Origin of the sequence: Saccharopolyspora hirsuta (assembly GCF_008630535.1) — a bacterium.
GTDB lineage: Bacteria > Actinomycetota > Actinomycetes > Mycobacteriales > Pseudonocardiaceae > Saccharopolyspora > Saccharopolyspora hirsuta.
On sequence record NZ_VWPH01000003.1, the window covers coordinates 1 to 24947 of the forward strand.

At 71.9% G+C, this 24947-nt stretch carries 28 protein-coding genes and 1 tRNA gene; 15 read left to right on the plus strand and 14 right to left on the minus strand.

All coding sequences use genetic code 11. The features are described 5' to 3' along the window. Positions 1-332: 332 nt before the first annotated feature. Together nhaA and F1721_RS06080 are read left to right on the plus strand one after the other, a co-directional pair. On the plus strand, positions 333-1559 hold the full coding sequence (gene nhaA / locus F1721_RS06075) for a Na+/H+ antiporter NhaA (RefSeq protein WP_150065586.1): 1227 nt from the start codon (positions 333-335) through the stop codon (positions 1557-1559). 94 nt (positions 1560-1653) lie between these two features. Continuing rightward, positions 1654-2157: a phage holin family protein gene (locus F1721_RS06080; RefSeq protein ID WP_150065587.1), complete on the plus strand. Its 504-nt coding sequence runs from the start codon at positions 1654-1656 to the stop codon at positions 2155-2157. A gap of 200 nt (positions 2158-2357) precedes the next feature. Here the strand turns inward: F1721_RS06080 and F1721_RS06085 are convergent, their stop codons facing one another. The 4 genes from F1721_RS06085 to nth are packed head-to-tail and all read right to left on the minus strand — an operon-like array spanning position 2358 to position 5651. After that, positions 2358-3542, minus strand: coding sequence for a MarP family serine protease (locus tag F1721_RS06085; protein ID WP_150065588.1), 1185 nt, complete (start codon positions 3540-3542; stop codon positions 2358-2360). 50 nt (positions 3543-3592) lie between these two features. Beyond that, on the minus strand, positions 3593-4294 hold the full coding sequence (locus tag F1721_RS06090) for an NUDIX hydrolase (RefSeq protein WP_150065589.1): 702 nt from the start codon (positions 4292-4294) through the stop codon (positions 3593-3595). Further along, positions 4291-4917 carry a TlpA family protein disulfide reductase gene (locus F1721_RS06095; RefSeq protein WP_150065590.1) on the minus strand — a complete coding sequence of 209 codons (627 nt, stop codon included), beginning with the start codon at positions 4915-4917 and terminating at the stop codon, positions 4291-4293. The genes F1721_RS06090 and F1721_RS06095 overlap by 4 nt, the downstream gene beginning before the upstream one ends. Further along, positions 4914-5651: an endonuclease III gene (gene nth, locus F1721_RS06100; RefSeq protein WP_246154551.1), complete on the minus strand. Its 738-nt coding sequence runs from the start codon at positions 5649-5651 to the stop codon at positions 4914-4916. Before nth ends, F1721_RS06095 begins: the two co-directional genes overlap by 4 nt. Positions 5652-5849: 198 nt before the next feature. Here nth and F1721_RS06105 point away from each other — a divergent pair, with 198 nt between their 5' ends. The 4 genes from F1721_RS06105 to F1721_RS06120 all read left to right on the plus strand — a co-directional run bounded on the left by F1721_RS06105 (position 5850) and on the right by F1721_RS06120 (position 8979). Beyond that, complete coding sequence (locus tag F1721_RS06105) at positions 5850-6104, plus strand: hypothetical protein (RefSeq protein WP_029535541.1); 255 nt, start codon at positions 5850-5852, stop codon at positions 6102-6104. Positions 6105-6197: 93 nt separating this feature from the next. Then, entirely contained in the window at positions 6198-6872 is a 675-nt protein-coding gene (locus F1721_RS06110) for a Crp/Fnr family transcriptional regulator (RefSeq protein ID WP_093156348.1), read from the plus strand. A gap of 172 nt (positions 6873-7044) precedes the next feature. Then, complete coding sequence (locus tag F1721_RS34325) at positions 7045-7374, plus strand: hypothetical protein (RefSeq protein WP_170301379.1); 330 nt, start codon at positions 7045-7047, stop codon at positions 7372-7374. 375 nt (positions 7375-7749) lie between these two features. Further along, entirely contained in the window at positions 7750-8979 is a 1230-nt protein-coding gene (locus F1721_RS06120) for an MFS transporter (RefSeq protein WP_150065592.1), read from the plus strand. Position 8980: 1 nt separating this feature from the next. Here the strand turns inward: F1721_RS06120 and F1721_RS06125 are convergent, their stop codons facing one another. Both F1721_RS06125 and F1721_RS06130 read right to left on the minus strand, forming a co-directional pair. Then, the gene (locus F1721_RS06125) at positions 8981-9769 is read right to left on the minus strand and encodes an MBL fold metallo-hydrolase (RefSeq protein WP_150065593.1); all 789 of its coding nucleotides are present in this window, start codon (positions 9767-9769) and stop codon (positions 8981-8983) included. Next, entirely contained in the window at positions 9766-10596 is an 831-nt protein-coding gene (locus F1721_RS06130) for an NUDIX hydrolase (protein WP_170301380.1), read from the minus strand. The genes F1721_RS06125 and F1721_RS06130 overlap by 4 nt, the downstream gene beginning before the upstream one ends. Before the next feature lie 307 nt (positions 10597-10903). Here F1721_RS06130 and F1721_RS06135 point away from each other — a divergent pair, with 307 nt between their 5' ends. Beyond that, positions 10904-11791 carry a Gfo/Idh/MocA family protein gene (locus tag F1721_RS06135; protein ID WP_150065595.1) on the plus strand — a complete coding sequence of 296 codons (888 nt, stop codon included), beginning with the start codon at positions 10904-10906 and terminating at the stop codon, positions 11789-11791. Positions 11792-11851: 60 nt separating this feature from the next. Here F1721_RS06135 and F1721_RS06140 read toward each other — a convergent pair whose 3' ends face one another. The 4 genes from F1721_RS06140 to sp36 all read right to left on the minus strand — a co-directional run bounded on the left by F1721_RS06140 (position 11852) and on the right by sp36 (position 14547). Beyond that, positions 11852-12943 (minus strand): hypothetical protein, encoded by a 1092-nt coding sequence (locus tag F1721_RS06140; protein ID WP_246154340.1) that lies wholly within the window; start codon positions 12941-12943, stop codon positions 11852-11854. Between the two features lie 34 nt (positions 12944-12977). Beyond that, entirely contained in the window at positions 12978-13595 is a 618-nt protein-coding gene (locus F1721_RS06145; RefSeq protein WP_150065596.1) for a hypothetical protein, read from the minus strand. A gap of 333 nt (positions 13596-13928) precedes the next feature. Further along, on the minus strand, positions 13929-14387 hold the full coding sequence (locus F1721_RS06150) for a RidA family protein (RefSeq protein WP_150065597.1): 459 nt from the start codon (positions 14385-14387) through the stop codon (positions 13929-13931). Position 14388: 1 nt separating this feature from the next. Continuing rightward, the gene (gene sp36, locus F1721_RS06155) at positions 14389-14547 is read right to left on the minus strand and encodes a Sp36 family protein (RefSeq protein ID WP_093157991.1); all 159 of its coding nucleotides are present in this window, start codon (positions 14545-14547) and stop codon (positions 14389-14391) included. A 115-nt stretch (positions 14548-14662) separates the two neighbouring features. Between sp36 and bagA the strand changes: the two genes are divergently transcribed. Further along, positions 14663-15664: an ATPase BagA gene (gene bagA, locus F1721_RS06160; RefSeq protein ID WP_150065598.1), complete on the plus strand. Its 1002-nt coding sequence runs from the start codon at positions 14663-14665 to the stop codon at positions 15662-15664. Continuing rightward, positions 15661-16800 carry an ATPase BagB gene (bagB, locus tag F1721_RS06165; protein ID WP_150065599.1) on the plus strand — a complete coding sequence of 380 codons (1140 nt, stop codon included), beginning with the start codon at positions 15661-15663 and terminating at the stop codon, positions 16798-16800. The genes bagA and bagB overlap by 4 nt, the downstream gene beginning before the upstream one ends. Positions 16801-16857: 57 nt before the next feature. On the opposite strand, the gene F1721_RS06170 is transcribed toward bagB, so the two are convergent. Beyond that, on the minus strand, positions 16858-17157 hold the full coding sequence (locus tag F1721_RS06170; protein WP_150065600.1) for a WhiB family transcriptional regulator: 300 nt from the start codon (positions 17155-17157) through the stop codon (positions 16858-16860). A 245-nt stretch (positions 17158-17402) separates the two neighbouring features. Here F1721_RS06170 and F1721_RS06175 point away from each other — a divergent pair, with 245 nt between their 5' ends. Together F1721_RS06175 and F1721_RS06180 are read left to right on the plus strand one after the other, a co-directional pair. Next, positions 17403-19814, plus strand: coding sequence for a transglycosylase domain-containing protein (locus F1721_RS06175; protein WP_170301381.1), 2412 nt, complete (start codon positions 17403-17405; stop codon positions 19812-19814). A gap of 93 nt (positions 19815-19907) precedes the next feature. Continuing rightward, positions 19908-20693, plus strand: a complete 786-nt coding sequence (locus F1721_RS06180; RefSeq protein ID WP_246154343.1) for a siderophore-interacting protein — start codon at positions 19908-19910, stop codon at positions 20691-20693. 286 nt (positions 20694-20979) lie between these two features. Here the strand turns inward: F1721_RS06180 and F1721_RS06185 are convergent, their stop codons facing one another. Then, positions 20980-21450: a GatB/YqeY domain-containing protein gene (locus tag F1721_RS06185; protein WP_150065602.1), complete on the minus strand. Its 471-nt coding sequence runs from the start codon at positions 21448-21450 to the stop codon at positions 20980-20982. Positions 21451-21528: 78 nt separating this feature from the next. Between F1721_RS06185 and F1721_RS06190 the strand changes: the two genes are divergently transcribed. Both F1721_RS06190 and F1721_RS06195 read left to right on the plus strand, forming a co-directional pair. After that, the gene (locus F1721_RS06190) at positions 21529-22491 is read left to right on the plus strand and encodes a metallophosphoesterase (protein WP_150065603.1); all 963 of its coding nucleotides are present in this window, start codon (positions 21529-21531) and stop codon (positions 22489-22491) included. A 53-nt stretch (positions 22492-22544) separates the two neighbouring features. Then, positions 22545-22618 (plus strand) — tRNA-Pro (locus F1721_RS06195). Positions 22619-22736: 118 nt separating this feature from the next. Here F1721_RS06195 and F1721_RS34710 read toward each other — a convergent pair. Then, positions 22737-23111 carry a hypothetical protein gene (locus F1721_RS34710; RefSeq protein WP_211840354.1) on the minus strand — a complete coding sequence of 125 codons (375 nt, stop codon included), beginning with the start codon at positions 23109-23111 and terminating at the stop codon, positions 22737-22739. A 143-nt stretch (positions 23112-23254) separates the two neighbouring features. Beyond that, complete coding sequence (locus F1721_RS06205) at positions 23255-23656, minus strand: hypothetical protein (protein ID WP_150065604.1); 402 nt, start codon at positions 23654-23656, stop codon at positions 23255-23257. 116 nt (positions 23657-23772) lie between these two features. On the opposite strand from F1721_RS06205, the gene F1721_RS06210 reads away from it, so the two are divergent. Together F1721_RS06210 and F1721_RS06215 are read left to right on the plus strand one after the other, a co-directional pair. Further along, positions 23773-24396 (plus strand): TetR/AcrR family transcriptional regulator, encoded by a 624-nt coding sequence (locus F1721_RS06210; protein ID WP_150065605.1) that lies wholly within the window; start codon positions 23773-23775, stop codon positions 24394-24396. 49 nt (positions 24397-24445) lie between these two features. Beyond that, positions 24446-24928: a DUF1203 domain-containing protein gene (locus F1721_RS06215; protein WP_150065606.1), complete on the plus strand. Its 483-nt coding sequence runs from the start codon at positions 24446-24448 to the stop codon at positions 24926-24928. Positions 24929-24947: the final 19 nt, after the last annotated feature.

Genomic DNA, 24947 nt, shown 5'->3' on the forward strand with positions numbered 1-24947 from the left:
GAGAACCGCGAAGTCGGCGACGTCACCACCCTGGCCGACTCCAGCGTCATGGACCTCATCTCCAAGGGCCTCAAGACCAGCAACGACGACTGACCCAACACCACACACAGGGGCGCCCTCCCAACCCCGGAGGGCGCCCCTGCTGCTGTCAACAGGAACGTGAAGTTCCTGTCAGATCGTTCGGCAGGACCCTTCTGACCTGCGAAGACGACACTCCAGGACCGTTTCGCACGGCAACCATCCGCGGTGCGGATGTTAGGCTTTCGTCAAAGGTGTGCCGGGAAGTCTGGTCGGCGTTCGTAGTCCGTGCTATCCGCGATCGGAGCCCTCGCGTGTCGAAAGCCGACCACAACCAGTCCCCGCCCACCTCGGCCAAGAACTTCGACTTCGGCGCTTATCTGCGCACCGAAACCGTCGGCGGGATGGTTCTGCTCGCGGCCACCGCGATCGCGCTGCTGATGGCCAACTCCCCGCTGTCGGAGTTCTACCGGGCCGTCCGCGACTTCGAGCTGGGGCCGGAAGCCCTGCACCTGCACCTGAGCGTCGGCGAGTGGGCCAAGGACGGCCTGCTGGCGATCTTCTTCTTCGTCGCCGGGCTGGAGCTCAAGCGCGAACTCGTGGTCGGCGAGCTGTCCAACCGCAAGAGCGCGATGCTGCCGGTGATCGCCGCGCTCGGCGGCATGATCGTCCCGGCCGTGCTCGCCTTCGCGATCGGCCACGGCGCGCCCGGCGCGCACGCCGCCTGGGCCATCCCCGTCGCCACCGACATCGCCTTCGCGCTGGGCGTGCTGTCGCTGACCGGCTCCTGGATGCCCACCGCCGCGCGGGTCTTCCTGCTCAGCCTGGCCGTGGTCGACGACCTGGGCGCGATCGTCGTGATCGCGGTGCTGTTCACCGACGGCCTGAGCGTGCTCGCGCTGCTCGCCGCCGTCGTGCTGTGCGTCGTGTACTGGTACCTCCAGCGCAAGCGCGTCACCAGCCCGTTCCTGTACGTGCCGCTGGCCGTGGCGGTCTGGGTCGCGGTGCACACCAGCGGCATCCACGCCACCATCGCCGGTGTCGCGCTCGGCCTGCTCACCCGCGTCCGCCGCGACCCGGACGAGGAGGCCTCGCCCTCGGAGCGCCTGGAGCACCGACTGCAGCCCTGGTCGGCCGGTCTGGTCGTGCCGGTGTTCGCGTTCTTCGCCGCCGGGGTGCCGGTGGACGGCGAAGCGCTGGCGGCGATCGGCGAGGACAAGGTCGCCATCGCGGTCATCGTCGGCCTGGTGGTCGGCAAGCTGGTCGGCATCTTCGGCAGCTCGTTCCTCGCGGTGAAGCTGGGCATCGGGGCGAAGCCGACCTCGGTGCGGTGGAGCGACATGGCGGCGCTGGCGATGCTCGGCGGCGTCGGCTTCACGGTGAGCCTGCTGATCGCCGACCTCTCGCTGGAGGGCGCGGCGGCCGAGCGCGCCAAGGCGGCGGTGCTGATCGCCTCCGCGATCGCCTCCCTGGTCGCCGCCGCGATGCTCTTCCGCCGAGGCCGCAAGGTCAAGAACGACGAGGCCAACGCCGAATCCTGACCGCCCCGCAGAACGGGCCTGGAAACCCCGGAGAAGTCACTCGCGGGTAACGCACCGCGAGTCGCCCGGTCGGCCGCTGATCGCGCGTGGCACGATGGGGCACGTGAACAGCGCCCAGAACAGCACCAACGGCAGCCGTGACGGTGCGGGGTGGACCGCGGTCACGTCCATCCCGCTGTCCGAGGAGGGCACTGCTCCTGACGGCCAGTCCGTCGGCGCGTTGGTCCGCGATGCCACGACGCACCTGTCCACACTGGTCAGATCCGAGGTGGAGCTGGCCAAGACCGAGCTCGCCGGCGAGGTGAAGAAGGCGGTCAAGGGCAGCGTCTACTTCATCCTCGCGCTGGCCGTGCTCGGCTTCAGCATGTTCTTCCTGTTCTTCACGCTGGCCGAGGGCCTGGCCCAGCTCGGGCTGTGGCGGTGGGCGGCGTTCGGCATCACCTTCCTGCTGATGCTGGTGGTGGCCGGTTTCCTGGCCTTCCTCGGCTACCTGCGGGTCCGCAAGATCAAGGCCCCCAAGCGCACCATCAAGTCGCTGAAGGAGACGTCCCAGCTGGCCAAGCGCCACAAGGACGAAGAGGCGACCCCCGCGGCGTAAGACGCCCGACCGCGCCGCACCCCCACCCGGAGGTGCGGCGCGTTTTCACGTCCGCCCCCGGGTAGCGACCTGACCGGCGGGCCGTCGGCCCACGGCATCGCAGTTTCAACTGAAACTGCGGTCGGCCGTGGGTGGAAGTTCCAGTTTCAATTGAAACTGCGGTCCTCCGCGCGCGGCCGAGGTCGAAGAGGTGCCCCCGGTCAGCTCGTGCAGCTGCCGGTGGAGACCGGGGTGGTCAGGCGCGGGGCGGCGGCCACCTCGTCGGCGACCTCCGCCGCGGTGAGGGCGAAGCCCGTCTCCGGGTCGTCGACCGCCGCGCCGAAGACCACGCCGACCACCTTGCCGCTGGGGTCGATCAGCGGGCCGCCGGAGTTCCCGCTCTGCACCTTGCCGCGCACCGTGTACACCTCGCGGACCACCGTCTGCGCCTCGTAGATGTCCGGGCCGCGCAGCCTGATCTGCTCCCGGACCCGGCCCTCCGACGCGGTGTACGGGCCGTCCAGCGGGTAGCCCAGGGCGATCACGTCGCTGCCCGGGGGCACCTCGCCCTGCGCGAAGGTCATCGCGTCGGCGTCCAGGTCCGGCACCGACAGGATCGCGACGTCCACGTCCGGCTTGTACATCACGACCTCGGCGTCGAACTGGCCGCGGCCGATCTCGATGGCCACCCGGTCGGTGCCCGCGACCACGTGCGCGTTGGTCATCACCCGGTGCGGCGAGATCACGAACCCGGTGCCCTCCAGGGCCCGCGCGCAGGACGTCGCGCGCCCCCGGACCTTCACCACGCTGGCCCGCGACTCGCGCACCACCGGGCTGCTGGCCAGCGCCGGGTCCGGCGGCGCTATCTCGGCCACCGGGGTCTGCGAGAACGGCTCCAGGGCCTGCGGGAACCCGGACACCCCGAGCATCTCGCGCAGGTCGTTCGGCAGCTGCCGGGCCGAGTCGGGCATCACCGAGTTGACCGCGCTGAGCACCTTCGACCGGCTGATCGCGGCGGCCAGGCCGGGCAGCGCGGACGCGGAGGTGAACGGCAGCGCGACCAGCCACGCCACCACCAGCACCGCCACGAACTGCAGCACCGAGCCCAGCGCGTTGTCCACGCCGGTCAGCCGCCGGGAGGTGATCCGGTCGCGCAGCTCGCGCCCGGCCCACATGCCGAAGGTCTCGCCGAAGGCGACCAGCAGCACCACGATGCCGACGCCGAAGCCGAGGCGGGCCACCGGGCTGTCCAGCCGGTCCAGCAGCAGCGGGGCCACCTTCAACCCGACCACCGCGCCGACGAACACGCCGAGGAACGAGAAGAACGCCGTGACCAGGCCGCTCCGCGCACCCGACACTGCGGCGAGCAGTGCCAGCAGCACCACCAGCAGGTCGACCCAGTTCACCCGCTCACCCCTCCACCCGGCGATCAGACCGCACTACGGTCTCAGACCGGTCAAGCACGCCCGAACCCGATGTCCTCGGCCTCCTCCGCGGCCCGCCAGGCCTCGTCGAGCTCCCGGACGTCGGCGCGGTTCCAGCGGCGCGCCCACCCCGCCAGGTCGAGCAACCCGGACAGCAGTCCACCGGTGAACCCCCACACCAACATGCCGGGCACCAGGAACGCCGGGCCCGCGTGCCGCCCGGTCAGCTCCACCCGCAGCCGGTTGGCCGGGTCGGTCAGCCAGGAGATCGGCACCCGCGCGACCGCGGCGGTCTCCCCGGGGTCGACCGGTGCGACCGGCGAGGGCTCGGCCCAGTGCGCGAGCACCGGGGTCACCCGGAAACCGCTGTGCGGGACGTGCAGCTCGGGCAGGGTCACCAGCGGGCGAACGCCCTCCGGCCGCAGCCCCACCTCCTCGACGGCTTCGCGGAGGGCGGCGTCGACCGGTCCGCGATCAACATCGTCGAGCGAGCCGCCGGGGAAGGCAACCTGGCCCGGGTGCGAGTTCAGACCGTCGGCGCGGCGCAGCAGCAGCACGTCCGGGCCGCTCTCGCCCTCGCCGAAGAGCACCAGGACGGCGGCGGGCCGGGCCTCCGCGGGCGGGTTCTCGCGCGGCCAGCCGAAGTGCCCCGGGTCCAGCTCGGCGGCGCGCTCGACCAGCGGTCGCAGCCATCCGGGCAGCTCAGCGGGGTCGACGAGCAGTTTCGGGCTCACCGGGCCCCCAGCGTGCGCTCGACGGCGGCCCGGACCTCGTCCGGCGTCTCGAACGCGATCGGCGGGTCGATGCGGCGGACCTCGCCGGAGCCGGTCACCACGTAGCTGATCGGGAGCACGTTGGGCGCCTTGAGCGCGGCCCGGATGCGGTTGTCGCCGTCATGCACGTTGGGGAAGTGAACGCCGAGTTCGGCGAGCAGGTCAAGACCGTCGCCGGGATCGCTCTGCACCTGCACCCCGAGCACCCTGATGGCGCCCGGCTGCTCGGCGTAGGCCTGGAGCGCGGGCAGCTCGGTGCGGCACGGTCCGCACCAGGTCGCCCACACGTTGACCAACGTCGGCTCCCCGGCCACGGCCGCGCCGACGTCCGCCCGCGAACCGTCGGCCAGGCAGCTGCCGGTGACCCCGGCCAGCTGCGCCGGAGCACCCTCCCCGCTCGGGCAGGGTTCCAGCGCCGCAGCGGCGCGCTGCGCCGGGTCGACCGGCTTCGCCGCAGGTGGCGAGGCAGGTGCGGCGGTGTTCGCGGGTTGCTCGGCGTCGCGCGGCCAGAGCGCGATCACCCCCAGCACCGCGAGCACCAGGACGACGATGGTCCAGCGGATCTCGGTCCGGAAGGCGCTCACGCCACCGGCTCCTTGGCCGCGGCCTGCTCGACGGTGCGCTCCGGGACCTCCTCGACCACCCCGGCCAGCTCCAGCAGCCGAGGTGCCTCCGGGCCGCGCACCAGCTTGGCCGCGGCGGCCGGTTCGGTCGGCCCGAGCCCGTACGACGGGCAGTCCTTGGCCAGCAGGCAGGCACCGCAGGCGGGCTTGCGGGAGTGGCAGACGCGGCGGCCGTGGAAGATCACCCGGTGCGAGAGCATCGTCCAGTCCTTGCGCGGGATGAGCTCGCCGATCGCGTGCTCGACCTTGACCGGGTCCTCCTCGGCGGTCCAGCCCCAGCGGCGGACCAGCCTGCCGAAGTGGGTGTCCACCGTGATGCCCGGCACGTCGAAGGCGTTGCCCAGGATCACGTTGGCCGTCTTGCGGCCGATGCCGGGCAGCTTGACCAGCTGCTCCAGCTTCGACGGCACCTCGCCGTCGTACTGCTCCACCAGCGCCGCGCCCAGCCCCATCAGCGACGCGGCCTTGTTCCGGTAGAAGCCGGTGGAGCGGATCATCTCCTCCAGCTCGGTGCGGTCGGCGCCCGCGTAGTCGGCGGCCGTCGGGTACTTCGCGAACAGCGCCGGGGTGACCTCGTTGACCCGCTTGTCGGTGCACTGCGCGGACAGGATCGTCGCGACGGCGAGCTCCAGCGGCGTGTCGAAGTCCAGCTCGCAGTGCGCGTCCGGATAGGCTTCGGCGAGGGCTCGCACCATTCGGCGAGCTCGTCTCACCAGGCCCAGCCGGGTTTCACCGCCCGCGCGGGGCTTGGTCTTCTTGGTTCGAGCCAGATCCGACACCCCACCAGACTACGGATCCGGCCGACGCGGACGGTGGCCGTACCAACGCGCCCACCCGGCAACCCGACCCCGGTTGCACCCTGCTCGACGGCATGCGTGAGGATGTAAATCATGGTGGCTGCCTGGTTCGTCATCGTCGTGCCGCTCGTGATCATGTTCTTCACGCTCTTCATGGAGCGCGTGGAGGCCCGCCTGCGGCACGTGGCGGTGCAGGAGAACGAGGTGGAAGAGCTGCTGGAGAACGCCCGCCCCGACGAGGTGCGGGCGCTGTTCCGGCAAGGTATTGGACGAGCGCTGGAGTTGTTCCAGCTTCGCAGGGTGGGACGCGCCGGTAGGCTGCGTACTCGCCGTTCGCGCGACCAGTCTTAGAATTGCTGGTAGTGATCGGCGGCACACCGCCAGACGCGCGCACGCGGGTCCGGCACCACAGCAAGCCGCCGCGTCTCAACATGGAGGGACGAGGTGGACGAGACCCTGGCCCGGGCCGGCATCTTCCAAGGAGTGGAGCCGGCCGCGGCGGAGGCCCTGGCACAGTCGCTGGAACCGGTTGAGTTCCCGCGCGGGCACGTGATCTTCGCCGAGGGCGAGCCGGGTGACCGGCTCTACATCATTCAGTCCGGCAAGGTGAAGCTCGGGCGCAAGTCCCCGGACGGCAGGGAGAACCTGCTGGCGATCATGGGGCCGTCGGACATGTTCGGCGAGCTGTCCATCTTCGACCCGGGACCGCGGACGTCGACGGCGACCACGGTCACCGAGGTCCGCGCGCTGAGCATGGACCGCTCCGCGCTGCGGCAGTGGATCGGAACCCGCCCGGAGATCGCCGAGCAGCTGCTCCGCGTGGTGGCCCGCCGTCTGCGGCGCACCAACGGCATGCTGGCGGACCTGATCTTCACCGACGTTCCGGGCCGCGTCGCCAAGGCGCTGCTGCAGCTCGCGCAGCGCTTCGGCAGCCAGGAGGCGGGCCTGCTGCGGGTCACCCACGACCTGACGCAGGAGGAGATCGCGCAGTACGTCGGTGCTTCTCGGGAGACCGTGAACAAGGCGCTGGCGGACTTCGCGCACCGCGGTTGGCTGCGGCTCGAGGGCAAGAGCGTGCTCATCCTCGACCCGGAGCGGCTCGCGCGCCGCGCCCGCTGACCGGAACGCCGCAACGCGCGCGAACGACGCGCGTCGGCCGACGGATCCGGGACCTTCTCCCGGATTCTTCAGTCGACGCGCGTTTTTGCGCGCCCGGAAGCCGGTAGTTCTCCCCTCCCCAGGAGCGGCCTCGGCTGGTAGGACGGTGATCAGCTGAGGAGAGGGGCGGGGCGTGCACTGGATCGGATACCTCGGGGCGGCCGCGCTGGCCGCGCTGCTTGTCGCGATCGTGGCGGACCGGCGGAGCGCTCGGCGGGATCGCGCCCGCGAGGAGCAGCTCGAACACGCCCGGGCGGTTCGCGCGGAGCGCCGTGCCAAGCAGCCGATCTCGATCAAGCGGCCGAGCGGTCCGGTGGAGAAGCCGGTCCTGCCGCCGCACCGCCGCAGCAGCGGCTGGGTCGGCGGGGGTGACGGCTTCCACGACGGCGGTGGCGGCTGGGACAGCGGCGGCTTCGGCTGCGGTGACTCCGGTGGCGGCGACTCGGGCGGCGGCTGCGACTGACGCCGGACATGTGAAGGGGCCGGGCGCCACCCCCGACGCGGCGCTCCAGCCCCTTCACATGTGCGTGGTTAATCCCCCGACGACCAACCACGCTCCCCCGATCCTCCGATGCGTCGGCCCCGAATCCTCGACACCGGAGGAAAGCTTTTCTCGACGATGCTGGACGACGGGTGCCGCCAGCAAGGCCCTCTCACCTTCCAGGACGCAGCCAGCCAGAACTCGGTTGCAGAGTTCACCCGTTCCGGCTAACCACTTGCCAGTGTGCCGCGCCCCGGCGCTCAGCGGACCGGGTCGAAAGTCCCCACTTGTCCCAGGTGAGCCGAATTACCCGCGCGCAGTTTGGTACCGGAGTACCACTATCGCGATACTGGACGGGTGTCCCAATCCGCTTCCCTCGCCGACTACCGCACCGCCCTGACCGCACCCGGTGCCCGGGGGCCGGTCATCACCTCGCTGCTCGGCCGCCTGCCGATCGCCATGGTCGGCCTCGCCCTGATGCTCTACGTGCAGCGCGAGACCGGTTCGTTCGCCGCCGCGGGCCTGGTCTCGGCGGGTGCGCTGATCGGCGTCGCCTGCGGATCGGTCGCGCAGGGCCGGATCATGGACCGGGTCGGGCCGACCAAGCCGCTCTACGTGATGTCCGCGATCTTCGCGGTGCTGGTGGCCTTCGAGGTCGCGGCCATCGAGCTGCACGCCCCGGTGGCGCTGATGACCGGGCTCGCGTTCCTGGTCGGGGCCAGCGAGCCGATGGTGGGGCCGGCCTCCCGGGCCCTGTGGGCGGAGCTGCTGCCGCCCGGCCCGGCGCGCAACGCCGCGTACTCCTACGAGGCGATCAGCATGGAGACGTTCTTCATCCTCGGGCCGGGCCTGGCCGGGCTGATGGTCGCGATGCCGTGGCCGGGCACCGGGGTCGTCGTCGGCGCGGCGTGCATGGTGCTGGGCAGCGTCGGCTTCGCCTCCACGCGCGCCGCCCGCGCCCAGCGGCCGGAGCCCAAGCAGGGCCGCACCAGCCTGCTCGGCGCGATCGCCAGCCCGGGCATGCGGACGGTGGCGCTGGCCGCGCTGGGCTTCGGCACCCTGATCGGCTTCATCGAGGTCGGCGTGCCCGCCGCGGCGGTCGAGGCCGGTTACCCGACGGTCGGTGGTCTGCTGCTGAGCGTGCTGTCGGTCAGCTCGGTGGTCGTGGGCGTCCTCTACGGCCTGCGCCCCTGGCCGCGGCCGATGCACCTGCGCCTGCCCGCCCTGCTGCTCGGCTTCGCCGGGCTGATCACGCTGCTGGCCCTGCCCGCCACGCTGTGGGGCCTGTGCCTCGCGCTGCTGGTCGCGGGCAGCTTGATCACCCCGCAGTCCACGGCGCACTCGATGGCCATCGAGATCGCCGCCCCGGAGGGCACCGCGACCGAGGCGTTCGGCTGGGTGGTCACCTCGGTGACGCTCGGCGCGGCCATCGGCCAGTCGGTCAGCGGCCAGCTGGTCGAGCTCAGCGGCCCGGCGGCGTCCTTCCTGACCGCGAGCGCGGTCGGCGTCGTCCTCGCCGCGGTCCTCTGGCTCCGCCGCCGCACGCTCCTGCCCACCCGCGACGACGTCTCCCTCGCCGGGGTCTGAGCTACGCGGTCTCGCGGAGGTAGGTGAGCTGGGCGCGGACCGTGAGGTCGGCCGCTGGCCAGACCGAGCGGTCCACGTCGGCGTAGACCAGCTCCACCACCTGGCGCGGGGTGGCGTCCGGGCCGAGGTCGGCGAGGGCTGCGCGGACCTGGTCCAGGCGCTGGTGGCGGTGCTGCAGGTAGTGCGTCGCGATCGCTCGGACGTCCGGGAGCTCGGGGCCGTGGCCGGGGAGCACCCGCAGGCCTTCCGGGAGGTCGGCGAGGCGGCGCAGCGATTCGAGGTAGGAGCCGAGGTGGCCGTCCGGGTGGGCGACCACCGTGGTGCCGCGGCCGAGCACGCTGTCGCCGGTGAACACCGCCGGTTCGTCGTGCTCCACCGCGAAGCAGACCGAGTCCGCGGTGTGACCCGGGGTGGCCAGCACGCGCAGTTCCACGCCGCCCGCCTCGACGACCTCGCCGTCGCGCAGCGGCTCCGCGTCACGGCACAGCGCCGGGTCCAGGGCTCGCACCGGAGCGCCGGTGAGCTCTGCGAACCGCTCGACGCCGTCGGTGTGATCGCCGTGGTGGTGGGTCAGCAGCACCAGCGACACCGGGCCGTGGTCGGCGACGCGGCGCAGGTGGTCGGCGTCCTCCGGGCCCGGGTCGATCACCGCACGGCCGGTCGCGCCGGGCTCGCCCACGACCCAGGTGTTGGTGCCCTCCAGGGTCATCGGCGACGGGTTGCGGGCCAGCAGGACCGAGGCGTACCGGGTGACCGGTCGCAGCGTGGCGTAGGCGGGGTGCTCGGTCACTTCGCCTCCTCGAATCCCGGCTCGCCGGGGAGCAGCACGTGCCAGCGGCCGTCGCGCTCGACCAGCTTCGGGATGATCTTCGACAGGGTTCGCTCGGCTTCCAGTGCAGCTGACACGCTGCGATGCTCGGCGAGCTCCTCCAGCGTGACGCGGGTCGGCGGGAGCAGGTGGCTGCGGCCCTCTGCGCAGTCCGCGAGCGCCTGCTGCGGCGTCGCCCAGTACGCGGCGACCGCTTCCGAGGTGCCCCCGTCGGCCTGCTGGCCGGTGGGCATCGCGGCGAGGAAGAAGCGCGTGTCGTAGCGGCGCGGTTCGCGCTCCGGGGTCACCCAGTTCGACCACGGGCGGAGCAGATCCGCGCGCAGCACCAGGTCCTCACCGGCCAGGAACTCGGCCAGCGACAGGTCCCGGGCGACGAGCCCGGCGCGCGCGGCGGCGTAGTGGCCGGTGTCGCCGACCAGCGTCGTCGCGTCCGGACCGGCGAGCAGCACGCCGGACTCCTCGAACGTCTCGCGCACGGCCGCGCACACCAGCGCCCGCGCGGTCTCCGGCGAGCAGCCGAACCGCTGGGCCCACCAGTCCGGCCCGGGCCCGTGCCAGGCCACCGAGACGTCCGCGTCGCGCGGATCGACGCCGCCGCCGGGGAAGACGGTCATCCCGGCGGCGAAGGCCATGCCCTTCACCCGCTTCTGCAGGAAGACCTCGGGTCCCGCGGAACCGTCCCGGACCAGCATCACGGTCGCCGCGTCCTTAGGCGCCACCGGTCGGCCCTCAGGCATTTCGGGGACGAATCCCCTTGGCAGGGACCGATCTCCGGGATCTAGCACCATGCCGGACACAGTACCGCCTCGCAGTACCGCCTCTCCGCGATCTTCAGCGGTGGTGACGTTTTGGGGCGATCTTGCGTTTTCGGGGTTTCTTGTGGCTGGGTTGCGTCACGGTCCCCTGAGGTGCGGTGGGGTGGGGATCGGGTCTGTGCCCGGCAAGGTCGGCGGTTTTGTCTATAACTGGCCAGGCGTTTTGGGCGTGGTGGGGTGTCAGTTCCAGGCAAAACCGACGCCAGCTCGGGGCTTGCCGGCGCCTTGGGCGCACCCCCGATTGCCGTAACCGGGTTGGGGCATCGGCACCATTGGCGGCATGAGCGAAGCATTGCGGGTCGGCGTGATCGGAGCTGGACCTTGGGCGCACCGGGTGCACGCACCCGGGTTGGCGGCGCACCGGGGAACTCGGTTGGCGGCGGTGTGGGCGCGGCGGTCCGAGGCGGCCGAGGCCCTCGCCGAGGCGCACGGCGCGGAGGCCGTCGGCAGCTTCGAGGAGCTGCTCGACTCCGTCGACGCGGTGGCGTTCGCGGTCCCGCCCGCCGTGCAGGCCGAGCTCGCGCCGCGGGCGGCCCGCGCGGGCAAGCACCTGGTCCTGGAGAAGCCGCTGGCCGACGACCCGGCCGGGGCAGAAGCGATCGTCGAGGCGGTGACCGGGGCCGGGGTGGCGGCGCTGATGATGCTGACCCGCCGGTTCGACCCGGAGGTGCAGCGGTGGCTGGCCGGGCTGCCGGAGCTCGGCACCTTGCAGGGCGCGACCGGTCGCTGGCTGGCGGGCGGTCTGCTGGCGGGCGACTACGCGGCCTCGGCGTGGCGACAGCAGGACGACGGCGCGCTGATCGACGCGGGCCCGCACGCGATCGACCTGCTCGACGCGGCGCTCGGCGACATCGAGGAGGTGCACTTCGCCGACCGCGGCGCCGACGGGCTCTGGCAGCTGGTGTTCGGCCACGAGGGCGGCACCACCAGCACGCTGGCCCTCTCGCTGCGCATGCCGGTGCAGCCGTCGCTGGTGGACTTCGCGGTGTACGGCGAGCACGGGTGCGCCCCGCTGACCGGTCGCCGCACGGCGGCCCGCGAGTGCTACGCGCAGCTGCTCGACAACCTGCTGGTCATGATCCGCGAGAAGCGCGTGGACCACCCCTGCGGCGTCCACCGGGGCCTCCACCTGCAGCGAGTCCTCGCCGACGTCCTGAAGGCCCGCTGACCAGCCCGCGCGGCGACGTTTCCGCAGGTCGTGATACGTGAGCAGTTGCGACCCCGCGGGTCAGGAGCGCTGCTGCTGGGGGGCGTAGGCCTGGTTGTTGGCCGGGGCCGCGCCGATCGGGGGGAAGCCGCCCGTGCCGCCCGGCATGGTCGACGTCCAGCCCTCCTCGCCGTTGTTCGCCCCGTTCTGGCGGCGCGGCGGGGCGGTGGTCCGGTCCTGCTCGCGCTGGGCCAGCTCCTCGTGCAGCTTCCGCAGCAGGTTGCGCTCCCGGTCGGTCAGCTTCGCGTCGACCGCCGCCGGGACGCGCATCCCCGGCCCCTCGGCTGCCGCCTCGGCGCTCCGCGCGAGCGCCGGGGCCTCCTCGCGCTGCGGCTCCGCCTCGCGCTGCGGTTCGGCGCTGTGCCGCCGCTCGCCCTGCTCGCTGCGCGGCTCCGCGGCGGGTGCCGCTGGCGCGGCGGCCGCGGGCGCTTCGCGCTGCTCCGCCGGGGGTTCCGGCTCCGCCTGGCGCTCTTCGACCGCGGGGCGGGCCGGGGCCGGTTGTTCGGCCGGGGCCGCGTCCAGGTGCACGCGGTGGGCGGCGGCGAGGGCTTCGCGGTGGTACTCCGGCAGTTCGGTGCCGCTGTCGAAGACCTCGACCGAGCAGTTCAGACCGGCTCGGCGCAGGGCTTCCAGCAGCTGGTAGGCGACTGCCGAGGTGGAGCCGTCGGCACCGACCTCGGCGAGGAGGATGCGGCGCGGCACCGCGCCGTAGCTGACGCCCGCCGGGGTGGTGCGGGCGGCGCACCACAGCCCGCGCAGGCCCTGGAGGCGGCCGGTGATCGGGGCCAGCGCCGCGACCAGGTCCGCGTCGACCTCGTTGGGTTCGCCGAAGCGGTGTTCGCCGACGGGCACCGCGTCCACCACGTGCAGCCGGTCGGCGAGGGTCTGCGCGGAGCGGGATTCGTCGAGCGAGCGCCGCAGGTGGTACTGCTCGGTGGTGTTGACCGGGATGCGGCCGGCGATCAGGCAGCCGGTGAGGTACTCCGCCGCGGCGGCCGGGAGCCCGGCGCCGAGCAGTTCGCGGGCCGCGTTGATCCCGTCGTCGTCCACCCGCCCGGCCATGGCCAGCAAGAGGTTGTGCAGCCGGTCCTCGGGGCCAGCTCCCTCAGCCACGTGCACCACGTTGCCTCCTTCGGATGTCGGTCGCTCAACCACGACGACCGGCGAGTTCTTCGGCTCCCGCGCACACCAGCGCCGATTCGGCGAGCGCGGCGCGGTGGTAGGCGGTCGGTTCCTGCTCCGGCGGGAGCGCTTCGACGCGGGGTTCGGGTTCGCCGAGCGCGCGCAGGACGCGCTGGATCTCCCCGGTGAGACCGATGACGTCGGCGGATGCGGTCACCAGCAGCACCAGCTTCGCGGTTCCGGCGCCTCCGGTGGTCCGCCAGCTGCTGCGCACCTCCCGGACGCCCGGTCGGCCGCGCAGCGTGGCGCCGAGCACGAGGAGCGCGGAGTCGGCGACGGGGTCGCCCGGGCTCTCGGCGGTGAACGCGTGCTGCGGGGCGGTGTCGGGGTCGGCGGGGAGGACAGCGTTGACCACCGCGGGGTCGGCGCCCAGCGGGAGCAGCGCTTCGGCGAGCAGGCGGTGCTCGGCGTCCTCGAGGCCGATCCGCTCGCGCACCAGCGTCCCCGGGAGGACTTGCGCGATCACCTCCGCGGCGTCCCCGGCGAGCCAGTCGCGGAAGCGCCACAGGTGCCGGTCGGGCAACCGGTCGGCGAGTCGAAGCAGCAATTCGTGGCACAGCAGCTCGTTCTCACGCACCGCCAACGTCGGCCCCCTCCAGCCTCGTCTCCGTCGATGCGGGTGTCGCCCGCCGCCCCCCGGCTCCAGTTACACCCGTCCAGGTGAACCTTGGTCGCGTCGGCCGGATCAATCAAGCCCTTGAACGACCGTTCCGCAACACAATCGAATTGATCATCCCCCGTTTGGGCTAACCGGTTCCGGCGAACTCAATCACGGGGTGATCACAGCGTACTGGTCGCCGTCACGAGTTCGCGGCCCAGCCACCGAAAAACGTCGCGGATCACCCGACGTGCCGAGAACAAAACGCGGCGTCACCCGAAAAAAGGGCGACGCCGCGCACGTCGGGTCTGGAACGTCTCATTCGACCTCGACGACCAGCTCCACCTCGACCGGGACGCCGAGCGGGAGCTCCGCAACGCCCACCGCGGAGCGGGCGTGCTTGCCCGCGTCGCCGAAGATCTCGCCGAGCACCTCGGAGGCGCCGTTGACCACCGCGGGCTGCCCGGTGAAGCCCTCGGCCGAGGCAACGAACCCGACGACCTTGACCACCCGGACCACCGAGTCGAGCCCGACCAGGTTGTCCACCGCCGCGAGCGCGTTCAGCGCGCAGATCCGGGCGTACTGCTTGGCCTCGTCACCGCTGATCTCCGCGCCCACCTTGCCGGTCGCCGCGACCTCACCGGCCACGATCGGCACCTGACCGGCGGTGAACACCAGCGACCCGCTGCGCACCGCGGGCACGTAGTCCGCGACGGGGGCCACCACCTCCGGCAGCGGGATGCCCAGCTCCGCCAGGCGATCCGTCCAGCGCCCCATGTCAGGCCTCCTTCGGCCGCTTCAGGTAGGCCACCATCTGCTCACCGGTGGGACCGGGCAGCACGGAGACCAGCTCCCAGCCGTCCTCCCCCCACTGGTCGAGGATCTGCTTGGTCGCGTGGATCAACAGCGGCACGGTCGCGTACTCCCACTTCTGCATGCGGGCAGCTTAAGGCCCTGCACCGAACTCGTTCCGCGTGGCGGTGCCGGGTCCCCGAGCTGCGTCGGGGTGCGACCCGGAGACATCTCGGGATCCCGGGACCTACGCTGATCGCGTGACCGACTGGAACGGGGAACTGAATCAGGCCCGATTGCACGTGGTCAGCGGCAAGGGCGGCACCGGGAAGACCACCGTCGCCGCCGCGCTCGCGCTCGCGCTCGCGACCGGCGGTCACAAGGTGCTGCTGATCGAGGTCGAGGGCCGCCAGGGCATCGCGCAGCTCTTCGACACCGCGCCGCTGCCCTACGCCGAGGAGTGGATCGCCGCGGCGCCCGGCGGCGGCGAGCTGCGCGCGCTGGCCATCGACGCCGAAGCCGCGCTGCTGGAGTACCTGTCGATGTTCTACAACCTCGGCTTCGCCGGACGCACGCTGCGCAAGATGGGGGCCATCGAGTTCGCCACCACGCTGGCGCCGGGCCTGCGCGACGTGCTGTTCACCGGGAAGATCAAGGAGTGCGTCGGCCGCACCGACGAGCACGGCCGCTACGTCTACGACGCGGTGGTCGTCGACGCGCCGCCGACCGGGCGGGTGGTCAAGTTCCTGGACGTCACCCGCGCGATGGCGGACCTGGCCAAGGTCGGGCCGATCCGCGACCACAGCGACGGCGTGGTGCGGCTGCTGCACTCCAGCGACACCGTCGTGCACCTGGTGACCCTGCTCGAAGAGCTGCCGGTGCGGGAGACCCTGGAGGCGGTCGCCGAGCTCGACGCCGCCGACCTGCGGCCCGGCGGGGTGCTGTGCAACCGGGTCCGCCCCAACCGGCTGCCCGCCTCGGCCGTCGCGACCGCCGCCGAGGGCCAGGTCGACGCCGACCAGGTCCGCGCCGGGTTGGAGGCGGCCGGGCTGCGCGTCGACGAGGACGAGCTGGACGGGCTGGTGCACGAGACGATCGAGCACGCGATCCGGGTGCGCGCCGAGGAGAGCGCCCGCCGCCAGCTCGGCGAGACCGACCTGCCCACCGTCGCGCTGCCCGAGCTGACCGCCGGGATCGACGTCGCCGAGCTCTACGAGCTGGCCGAGATACTCACCGAACACGGCATCCGGAGCCCCCGATGAGCGAACCGCTGCGGCCCGCGCAGGTCGACGTCGACGCCCTGCTGGACGACCCGAACACCCACGTCATCGTCTGCTGCGGCTCCGGCGGCGTGGGCAAGACGACCACCGCGGCGGCGCTGGCGGTGCGCGCCGCCGAGCGCGGCCGCAAGACCGCGGTGCTCACCATCGACCCGGCGCGGCGGCTCGCCCAGGCGCTCGGCCTGCGCGAACTCGGCAACCAGCCGAAGCAGGTGGTGGTGGAGGGGTTCGAACCGGCGGGCGACCTCAACGCGATGATGCTGGACATGCGCCGCACCTTCGACGACATGGTGCTCGCGCACGCCGGGCGGGAACGCGCCGAGCAGATCCTGAACAACCCCTTCTACCAGACGATCTCCACGTCCTTCTCCGGCACGCAGGAGTACATGGCGATGGAGAAGCTCGGGCAGCTGTCCGCCTCCGGCCAGTGGGACCTGATCGTGGTGGACACCCCGCCGAGCCGGTCGGCGCTGGACTTCCTGGACGCCCCGCAGCGGCTGTCCACCGTGCTGGACGGGCGGTTGATCAAGATGCTGTCCAGCCCGGCGCGGGTCGGCGGCAAGGGCCTGCGCAAGATCGTCGGCGCCGGGTTCGGGATCTTCGCGAAGGCCGTCTCGACGGTCATCGGCGGGCAGCTGCTGGCCGACGCCGCCCGGTTCGTGCAGGCCTTCGACTCCACCTTCGGCGGGTTCCGGGAGCGCGCCGAGCACACCTACCGGCTGCTGCGCTCCCCCGGCACGGCGTTCCTGGTGGTCGCCGCGCCCGAGCCGGACGCGCTGCGGGAGGCCGCCTACTTCGTGGAGCGGCTGGCCGGGGAGCAGATGCCACTGGTCGGCCTGGTGGCCAACCGGACGCACCCGGTCTTCACCGGGCTGGCCGGGGCGCGCGCGACCGCGGTCGCCGAGGAGATCGAGTCCGGCGGTTCCGCGCCGCTGGCGTCCGCCGTGCTCCGGGTGCACGCCGATCGGGTGGCGGTCGCGGAGCGGGAGAAGCGATTGCTGGCCCGGTTCACCCGAGCGCACCCGGAAGTGGCGCTGGTCGGAGTTCCCGCACTTCCGTCCGATGTGCACGATTTGGCGGGATTGCGGGAGATCGGCCGGCGACTGGCCGGTGAATAACGGGTAACGGGGCCGGGCAATCCGCGCGGCGAATTGCCCGGCCCCGCCCCGAATGGACTAGCTCACCTGGTACTCGTCGAAATCGACGTATTCCCGGCGGGCCGCTTCGAGCAATTCCCGCCAGTTGCGGACATCGGGCCGACGGCGCAGCAGCGCACGCCGCTCCCGCTCCGTCATTCCGCCCCACACGCCGAATTCGATCTTGTTGTCGAGCGCCTCGCTGAGGCACTCGGTTCGCACCGGGCAGCCGAAGCAGACCATTCGCGCCTTGCGCTGCTCGGCTCCGCGGACGAACAATTGGTCCGGATTCTGGTCACGGCAAGCGGCGTTGACCCGCCAGTCCCCCTGCTCGAACATAGAGTTCCCCCAGCTCCTCACTGGATCGTCGGCGACCGTATTTCGTCCGGAGCCCCCCGGCACCGGATGCTGCGGCGGTACGCTCGGCCGCAGCAGTGCTGTCGCTGGACGTAGACGGACTGTAGAGCCCCCCGGTTCCACAACCAACCAAGGGTTGTCGCTCCGTTATCTTTCGAACTCATCACATCGGGCGGACTTCGCCCGTGACACTCCGTCACGAACCGGTTCCGTTTTAGGCTGGCGAAGTGCGTGTCCGGGACGGCTTGCTGAAGCTTTTCGGTCTGTGTGTGCTGGCTGGCGTACTGGTCGCCGGATTGTTGTTCCCGGTAACGGGATCACTCGGCGTGGTCTCCAACCGCGCCAGCGATGCGGTGAACAGCATCTCCGCCGACCTGATGACCAAGGAACCTCCTCTTGTGACGACCGTCACAGACAAGGACGGGCGGCCGATCGCGTACCTGTTCGACCAGAACCGGACCCCGGCCGCGCCGGACCAGATCGCCGACACCATGAAGGCCGCCATCGTGGCCATCGAGGACCGGCGGTTCTTCGACCACCAGGGCGTCGACTGGGCGGGCACGGTGCGCGCCGCGGTGACCAACCAGGTGTCCGGCTCGATCGCCCAGGGCGGTTCCACCCTCACCCAGCAGTACGTGAAGAACTACCTGGTGCACGTGGTCGCCGCCGGTGACCCGGTGAAGCAGCACAAGGCCATCGAGCAGACCCCGGCGCGCAAGCTGCGCGAGATCCGGATCGCCCTGCAGCTGGAGAAGCAGCTCTCCAAGGAGGAGATCCTCGCCCGCTACCTCAACGTGGTGCCCTACGGGAACCAGGCGTACGGCATCGCGGCGGCCTCCCGCACCTACTTCAACACCACCCCGGACCGGCTGACCATCGCGCAGGCCGCACTGCTGGCGGGCATGGTGAACAGCCCCAGCGCGCTGAACCCGGAGAGCAACCCCACCGAGGCGATGGACCGCCGCAACCTGGTGATCAAGGCGATGGAGGACCAGCAGCGGATCACCCCGGAGGCCGCCGAGGAGGCGCGCAACTCGCCGCTCGGCCTGGTCCAGCCCCTGCAGGGCATCCCCAACGGCTGCGTGGGCGCCGGACCGGCCGACGGGTTCTTCTGCAAGTACGTCATCGACTACCTGGAGCGCGCCGGGTTCACCGAGGAGCAGCTCAAGACCGGCGGCTACACGATCCGCACCACGCTGGACAAGCACGCCACCGACGCCGCCAAGGCCGCCGCCGAGCGGGGCGTGCCGAAGACGACCAAGGGCATCGCCAACGTGATGAGCGTGGTCGAGCCCGGCAAGGAGAAGCACCGCGTCCGGGCGCTGGTGGCCAACCGGGACTTCGGCCTGGACGCCTCGCAGGGGCAGACCGCGTACGCGCTGCCCAGCGGAGTGGTCAAGTTCGGCGCCGGGTCGGTCTACAAGGTGTTCACCGCGGCCGCCGCGCTGGAGAAGGGGATGGGCATCTACAACACCATCCAGTCCCCCGGCTCCTACACCTCGTCGGTCTACAAGAACGGCACCGCGCCCTACACCGTGGGCAACGCCGAAGGCGTGCGGCCGGGCCCGCGAACCCTGCAGATGGCCCTGGCGACCTCGCCGAACACCGCGTTCGTCGCGCTGCAGGAGCGCGCCGGGCTGGAGCAGACGGTGGACATGGCCGTGCGGCTCGGCATGCGGCAGACGCTGCAGAACTACACCGCCTTCGGCGACCCGGTGGCCCCCAACAGCGCCAACGGCATCTCGCAGGCCGACTACGTCAAGCAGCACAACATCGGTGCGTTCACCCTCGGGTACGCGCCGACCAGCCCGCTGGAGCTCAGCAACGTCGCCGCCACCATCATGAGCGGCGGCACGTGGTGCCCGCCGACGCCGATCGAGCAGATCCTGGACCGCAACGGCAACCCGGTGTCGATCACCGAGGACCCGTGCGAGCAGGCCGTCGACGAGGGGCTGGCGAACGCGCTGGCGGTCGGCATGAGCCGCGACGACCAGCCGGGCGGCACCGCCGCCGCGGCGGCCGCCGGGGCGGGCTGGACCCGGCCGCTGGCGGCCAAGACCGGGACCACCGAGGCGCACCAGTCCGCCGGGTTCCTCGGCGCCACCCCGCAGTACGCCGGGGCGGTGCTGACCTTCAGCGACGGCACCTCGCCGCAGGGCATCTGCGACAGCGACCCGCCGCGGCTCTGCGGGGTCAACGGCGGCAACATCTACGGCGGCAAGGTGCCCGCGCGGACCTTCTTCGACGCGATGAAGCCCATCCACGAGGGCAAACCGGTCGCCCCGCTGCCGCCGACCACCAAGCGCTACGAGACCGGCGGCGACGAGTTCCAGGTGCCCAACGTGGTCGGCATGAGCTCGGACCGGGCTGGCGAAGCACTGGAGAAGGCGGGCTACAAGGTCCAGGAGCGCTCGGTGAACAGCCCGCGCAAGCGGGGCCTGGTGGTCAGCCAGACGCCGCGCGGGTTCGCGCTGCCGGGCGAGACGGTGACGATCTCGGTGAGCACCGGCTACGTCCCGCCGCCCTCCCCGGAGCGGCCACCGCCGCCGTCACCGGAGCGACCGCCCGAGCGACCACCGGAGCAGCCACCGGAACAACCGAATCCGCCCGGCATCCCGCCGGGGATCTTCCCACCGTGACCGACCAGTGCGGGCGCTTCCGGACCGGAGGCGCCCGCACTGCTGTGCGGAGCCGGGGGCGGGGCCGAGGTGGGGGTTCTTAGACTCGATTGCGTGACGAACACGCAGGTGAGCACCAGACGCGCGCGATCCCGGTACCGGCTGTTGGAGGTGCGGGCCGCGGAGCGGGTCACCCCGCGGATGGTGCGGGTCACGCTCGGCGGCGAGGAGCTCGCCGACTTCGTCAGCAACGGCAGCGACCAGCGGATCAAGCTGTGCCTGGCGCAGCCCGGACAGCCGATGCCGCTGGGCCGGACCCGCGCCGAGGTGTTCGCGCTGCCCCGCGAGCAGCAGCCCCGGCAGCGCACCTACACCGTCCGCCGGTTCGACCCGCAGCGGCAGGAGCTGGCGATCGACTTCGTGGTGCACGACCACGACGGCCCGGGCAGCACCTGGGCGGCGCAGGCGGCCCCGGGCGACCAGATCGTGACGGTCGGCCCGAGCCCCGCGTACCAGCCGCAGCCCGACGCCGACCCGCTGGTGCTGGTCGGGGACGAGACGGCGCTGCCCGCGATGTCGGCGATCCTGGAGGAGCTGCCCGCCGAGGCGAAGGTGCGGGTCTTCGCGGAGGTCGCCGACGCCGCGGAGGAGCAGTCGATCGACTCCGCGGCGCAGGTGGAGTGGAACTGGCTGCACCGCGACGGCGTCCCCGCCGAGCAGAGCACCCTGCTCGTCGACGCGATCCGCGCGGCGGACCTCGGCCCGAACCCGCACGTGTGGATCGGCGCCGAGGCCGACGTGGTGCACGAACTCCGAGAGCACTGCCAGCGCGAGCTGGGCCTGGACCGCCGCCGCCTCTACGCCCTCGCCTACTGGCGCCGCAACACCGCAGGCGACTGACCGGAGGAATGAGCGCCTCGCTGTGCGTGGCGGTGCGGGTAGCGGAAGCGCCCGCCTGGCTGTGGGTGCCCTGACTTGTGTATGACCCGATACACGGCGTCAGGGCCGTCCTCGCCGGAAGGAACCCCGGAGGGGTGGGCACCGTGAACCCACGGCGGTGCAAGCTGACAGCGTGGGCTATGCGCCTGCGGCGCATGCGACCCTCGCCGATCGGTGCCGGCCGCCCGTCGCGGGCACTGTTCACCGCAGAAAGCGGCTCACGCCGCTTGCCCGAAGCAGAACCCGGTCAGCCGACGAGTTCGGCTTTGACGAGGGCTGCGACCTTGCCGCCCTCGGCTCGGCCCGCGACCTTGGCGTTGGCCGCCTTCATGACCTGGCCCATCTGCTTCATGCCCGGGCGCTCGCCGAGTTCCGCCTCGACCTCGCCGACCGCGTCCTTGACCAGCTGCGCCAGCTCGTCGTCGCCCAGCGGCTTCGGCAGGTAGCGGCGCAGGATCTCCGCCTCGCCGACCTCGGCCTCGGCCTGCTTCTCGCGCCCGGCGCTGCGGAACGCCTCCGCCGCCTCGTCGCGCTTCTTGGCCTCCTTGCTCAGCACGCGCTGCACCTCTTCGTCGGTGAGCTCGCGCGCCTGCTTGCCGGCCACCTCCTCCTTGCCGACCGCGGCCAGCGCCATCCGCAGCACGCCGGTGACCACGGTGTCGCGTTCCTTCATCGCGGCGGAGAGGTCCGCCCGCAGCTTGTCCTTGAGCTCGGCCATGCGCTGATTATCCCGTCGTCCGCGCGGGCGGGGCACGCGGTCCGCCGCGGGTGCCGGAGCCGACGTAGGGTTGGTGGGGTGAACAAGTTCGGGCGACTTCTGCTCAGCGCGGGCGCTCTCGGCGCCGCGACGGTCACCTACTCGGCCGCGATCGAACGGCGGCGCTGGACGCTGCGCCAGGTCTCGCTGCCGGTGCTCGACGAGGGCACCGCCCCGCTGCGCGTGCTGCACATCTCCGACCTGCACATGACGCCGAACCAGCGGTCCAAGCAGCGGTGGGTGTCCGAGCTGGTGGACCTCGACCCGGACCTGGTGGTCAACACCGGCGACAACCTCGCCCACCCGCAGGCGGTGCCCGCGGCGCTGCGCGCGATGGGACCGCTGCTGGACCGGCCGGGCGTGTTCGTCTTCGGCAGCAACGACTACTTCGGGCCGACCGCGAAGAACCCGGCCCGCTACCTCCTGCCGTCGTCGAAGACCAAGCGCATCCACGGCGAGCCGCTGCCGTGGCGGGACCTGCGCGCGGCGATGGCCGAGCGCGGCTGGCTGGACGCGACGCACCGCCGCCACGAGATCGAGGTCGCCGGGGTGCGCATCCACATCGCCGGGCTGGACGACCCGCACCTGCACGCGGACCGCTACGACCTGATCGCCGGTCCGCTCCCGGAGGACGTGCAGCTGCGCCTCGGCGTGACGCACTCCCCCGAGCCGCGGGTGCTGGACAGCTTCGCCGAGGACGGCTACGACCTGGTGCTGGCCGGGCACACCCACGGCGGCCAGCTGCGGGTGCCGGGCTACGGCGCGCTGGTGACCAACTGCGAGCTCGACCGCGGCCGGGCGCGCGGGGCGTCGACCTGGGGCGAGCGGATGCACCTGCACGTCTCGGCCGGGCTGGGCACCTCGCCGTACGCCCCGGTGCGCTTCGCCTGCCCGCCGGAGGCGACCTTGCTGACCCTGCTGCCCCGCTCCGAATCACCCGCCCTCACCAGCGAAAACGCGAAGAAGGGGACCCCGTTCGGAACGGGTGAGAGCGTCCGGTAGAGTATGATCCAGCGGTTGGGGCGAGCACCCGAGATGCTCCTCCGCTGGAAGATCGGGGTGTGGCGCAGCTTGGGAGCGCGCTTCGTTCGGGTCGAAGAGGTCGTGGGTTCAAATCCCGCCACCCCGACAGGTGAGAGGGCCTGGTCGGAACTTCGCAAGAGGTTCCGACCAGGCCCTTTCTCTATGCCTGGACACCGCCGCCGGGAGAAGGCGTGCCATCACGTAGCACCTGGTGCTACACCGGCCTAAGTATCGGGAATCCTCGACACCAACATCATGGTGCTGCGCCGCTGGATCAACGTCGACGAGCTGCCTGCCGACATGGCGATCACCGCGATCACGTTGGCCGAGCTCTCCGCCAGCCCGAACCAGGTGCGCAGCAATGCGGAGCAGAGTTCGACCCCATCCCCTTCGGCGCAGAGGCCGCCCGGATCTACGGCAGGGTCACCGCCGCGGTGGTCAGCGCGGGCCGCAAGCCCCGGCGCAGGGTCGCCGACCTGATGACCGCGGCCATCGCCATCGCCGAGGAGCTCCCTCTCTTCACGACCAATCCCGACGACTTCAAGGGATTGGACGACCTGCTCACGATCGTCCCCGTCACGCGGCCACTGGTCCCCCACGGCCGTTAGGCCAGCAGGACCCCGCGTTCCGCCGCCGCGAAACGACCGCCAGCACCTTGCGCTCGGCGATCCGACGGGGCGAGATGCAGCCTGACGCCGACCTCGTCCTGACGGCCATCCGCGCGCGCTGAAACGCCCCGCCACTACGCAAGTTCGGCCAGGAACGTTCGGGCTGCTTCTCGGATGGCGGGTGGGTTGAAGTGCTGCTCCTGCCAGGTTTTCGCGCGGAGCGTTCCGCGGTCTCGGTAGGCGCGCATGATGCGCACGTGGTCGCGGCGGCCTACGAAGCGCCGGAGGTCCGCTTCGGTTCGCCACACCGAGACCGCGCCTGATCGGGGGCACCTCGGGTCGGGCGCCAGCCACAGCCACATCCCCAGCGCGCCTTCGAGGCCGGGCCACGTCTTCCGGAGGGCCATTCCCCGGGCTGCCACGCCGACGGCCGTCCACGGTCGGTGCGGGGTGAACTCGGTGACGCTCACGATCACCGGGTCTCCGCTGGTCGCCGCGGCTCCGGGCTTCCAGCGGGCGAACCAGATGTCGGTCATGGTGGGCTCCTCGCAAAGAAATAGCACGGTCGTTCGTGCTTCTTTTATACGCAAGTGACCGCACGGTCGTCCACCTTTCCTCGGTAGACTCGGAACCCGGGGCAGGAGGTGGACGAGTGGCCGACCGGCGGATCGAGCGCGGGAACCAGACCCGCCAGCTGGTCCTGCGGCGCGCGGTGGACCTGGCTTCCGTCGAGGGGCTCGAAGGGCTCTCCCTCGGGCGGCTCGCGAGCGAGCTCGAGCTGAGCAAGAGCGGCGTGTTCGCGCTGTTCGGGTCCAAGGAGGACCTGCAGCTCGCCACCATCGGCGCCGCCACCAAGATCTTCGCCGAGCACGTGATCGAGCCCGCGCGGGACACCTCCTCGGGACTCGACCGGCTGTGGCGGACCTGCACCGGCTGGCTGACCTACTCGCGGGACCGGGTGTTCCCCGGCGGCTGCTTCTTCTACGCCGCCTCGGCCGAGTTCGACGCGCGCACCGGCAAGGTGCACGACGCGCTGGTCGCCGCCCGCGCCGACTGGCTCGACCACCTCGAACGGACCGCTCGGGAGGCCCAGCAGGCGGGCGAGATCCGGCCCGACGCCGACCTCTCGCAGCTGGTCTTCGAGCTCGCCGCGTTCCTGGAGATGGCCAACGCGGAGTCCGTCCTGCGCGACGAGTTCTCCTGCTACGACAAGGCATCCCGGGCCGTGCTGAACCGCCTGCGCGGTGTCGCCGCCGATCCGTCGGCGCTGTCGTGATGGCGGTTTCCCGCCAGCTTCCGCCGACAACGGGCGCGACGATCGGGGCATGACTTCTCGCGTGCTGCCGATCGGATCCGATGTGCTGGACGAGCTGCGCAAGTGCGATGACGCCGGGCGGGAACCGCAGGTCCGGGTCGAGGACGACGCTTACGGCCAGCCGCTGCGCTGCTGCCTGCGGCGGAGCCGTCCCGGCGAGCGGATCGCGCTGGTCTCCTACGCCCCGCTGCGGCGGTGGGCCCGGGACCGCGGTGTCGACCCCGGCGCTTACGAGGAAGTGGGGCCGGTGTTCATCCACGCCGAGACCTGCGACGGGCCGGAGAGCCCGGTGTGGCCGGAAGCGATCCGCGGGACCCGGCGGGTTCTGCGCGCCTACGACGGCAGCGGGCAGATCCGCGGCGGGTGCCTGCTCGACGGCAACACCGAGCTCTCCGAGCGCACCGCCGACGACCTCCTCCTGGACCCCGAGATCGCGGTGGTGCACGTGCGGGCCGTGGAGTTCGGCTGCTTCCTGTTCGAGGTTCGGCGTTGAGCGCCTGTCGGTACCGCAG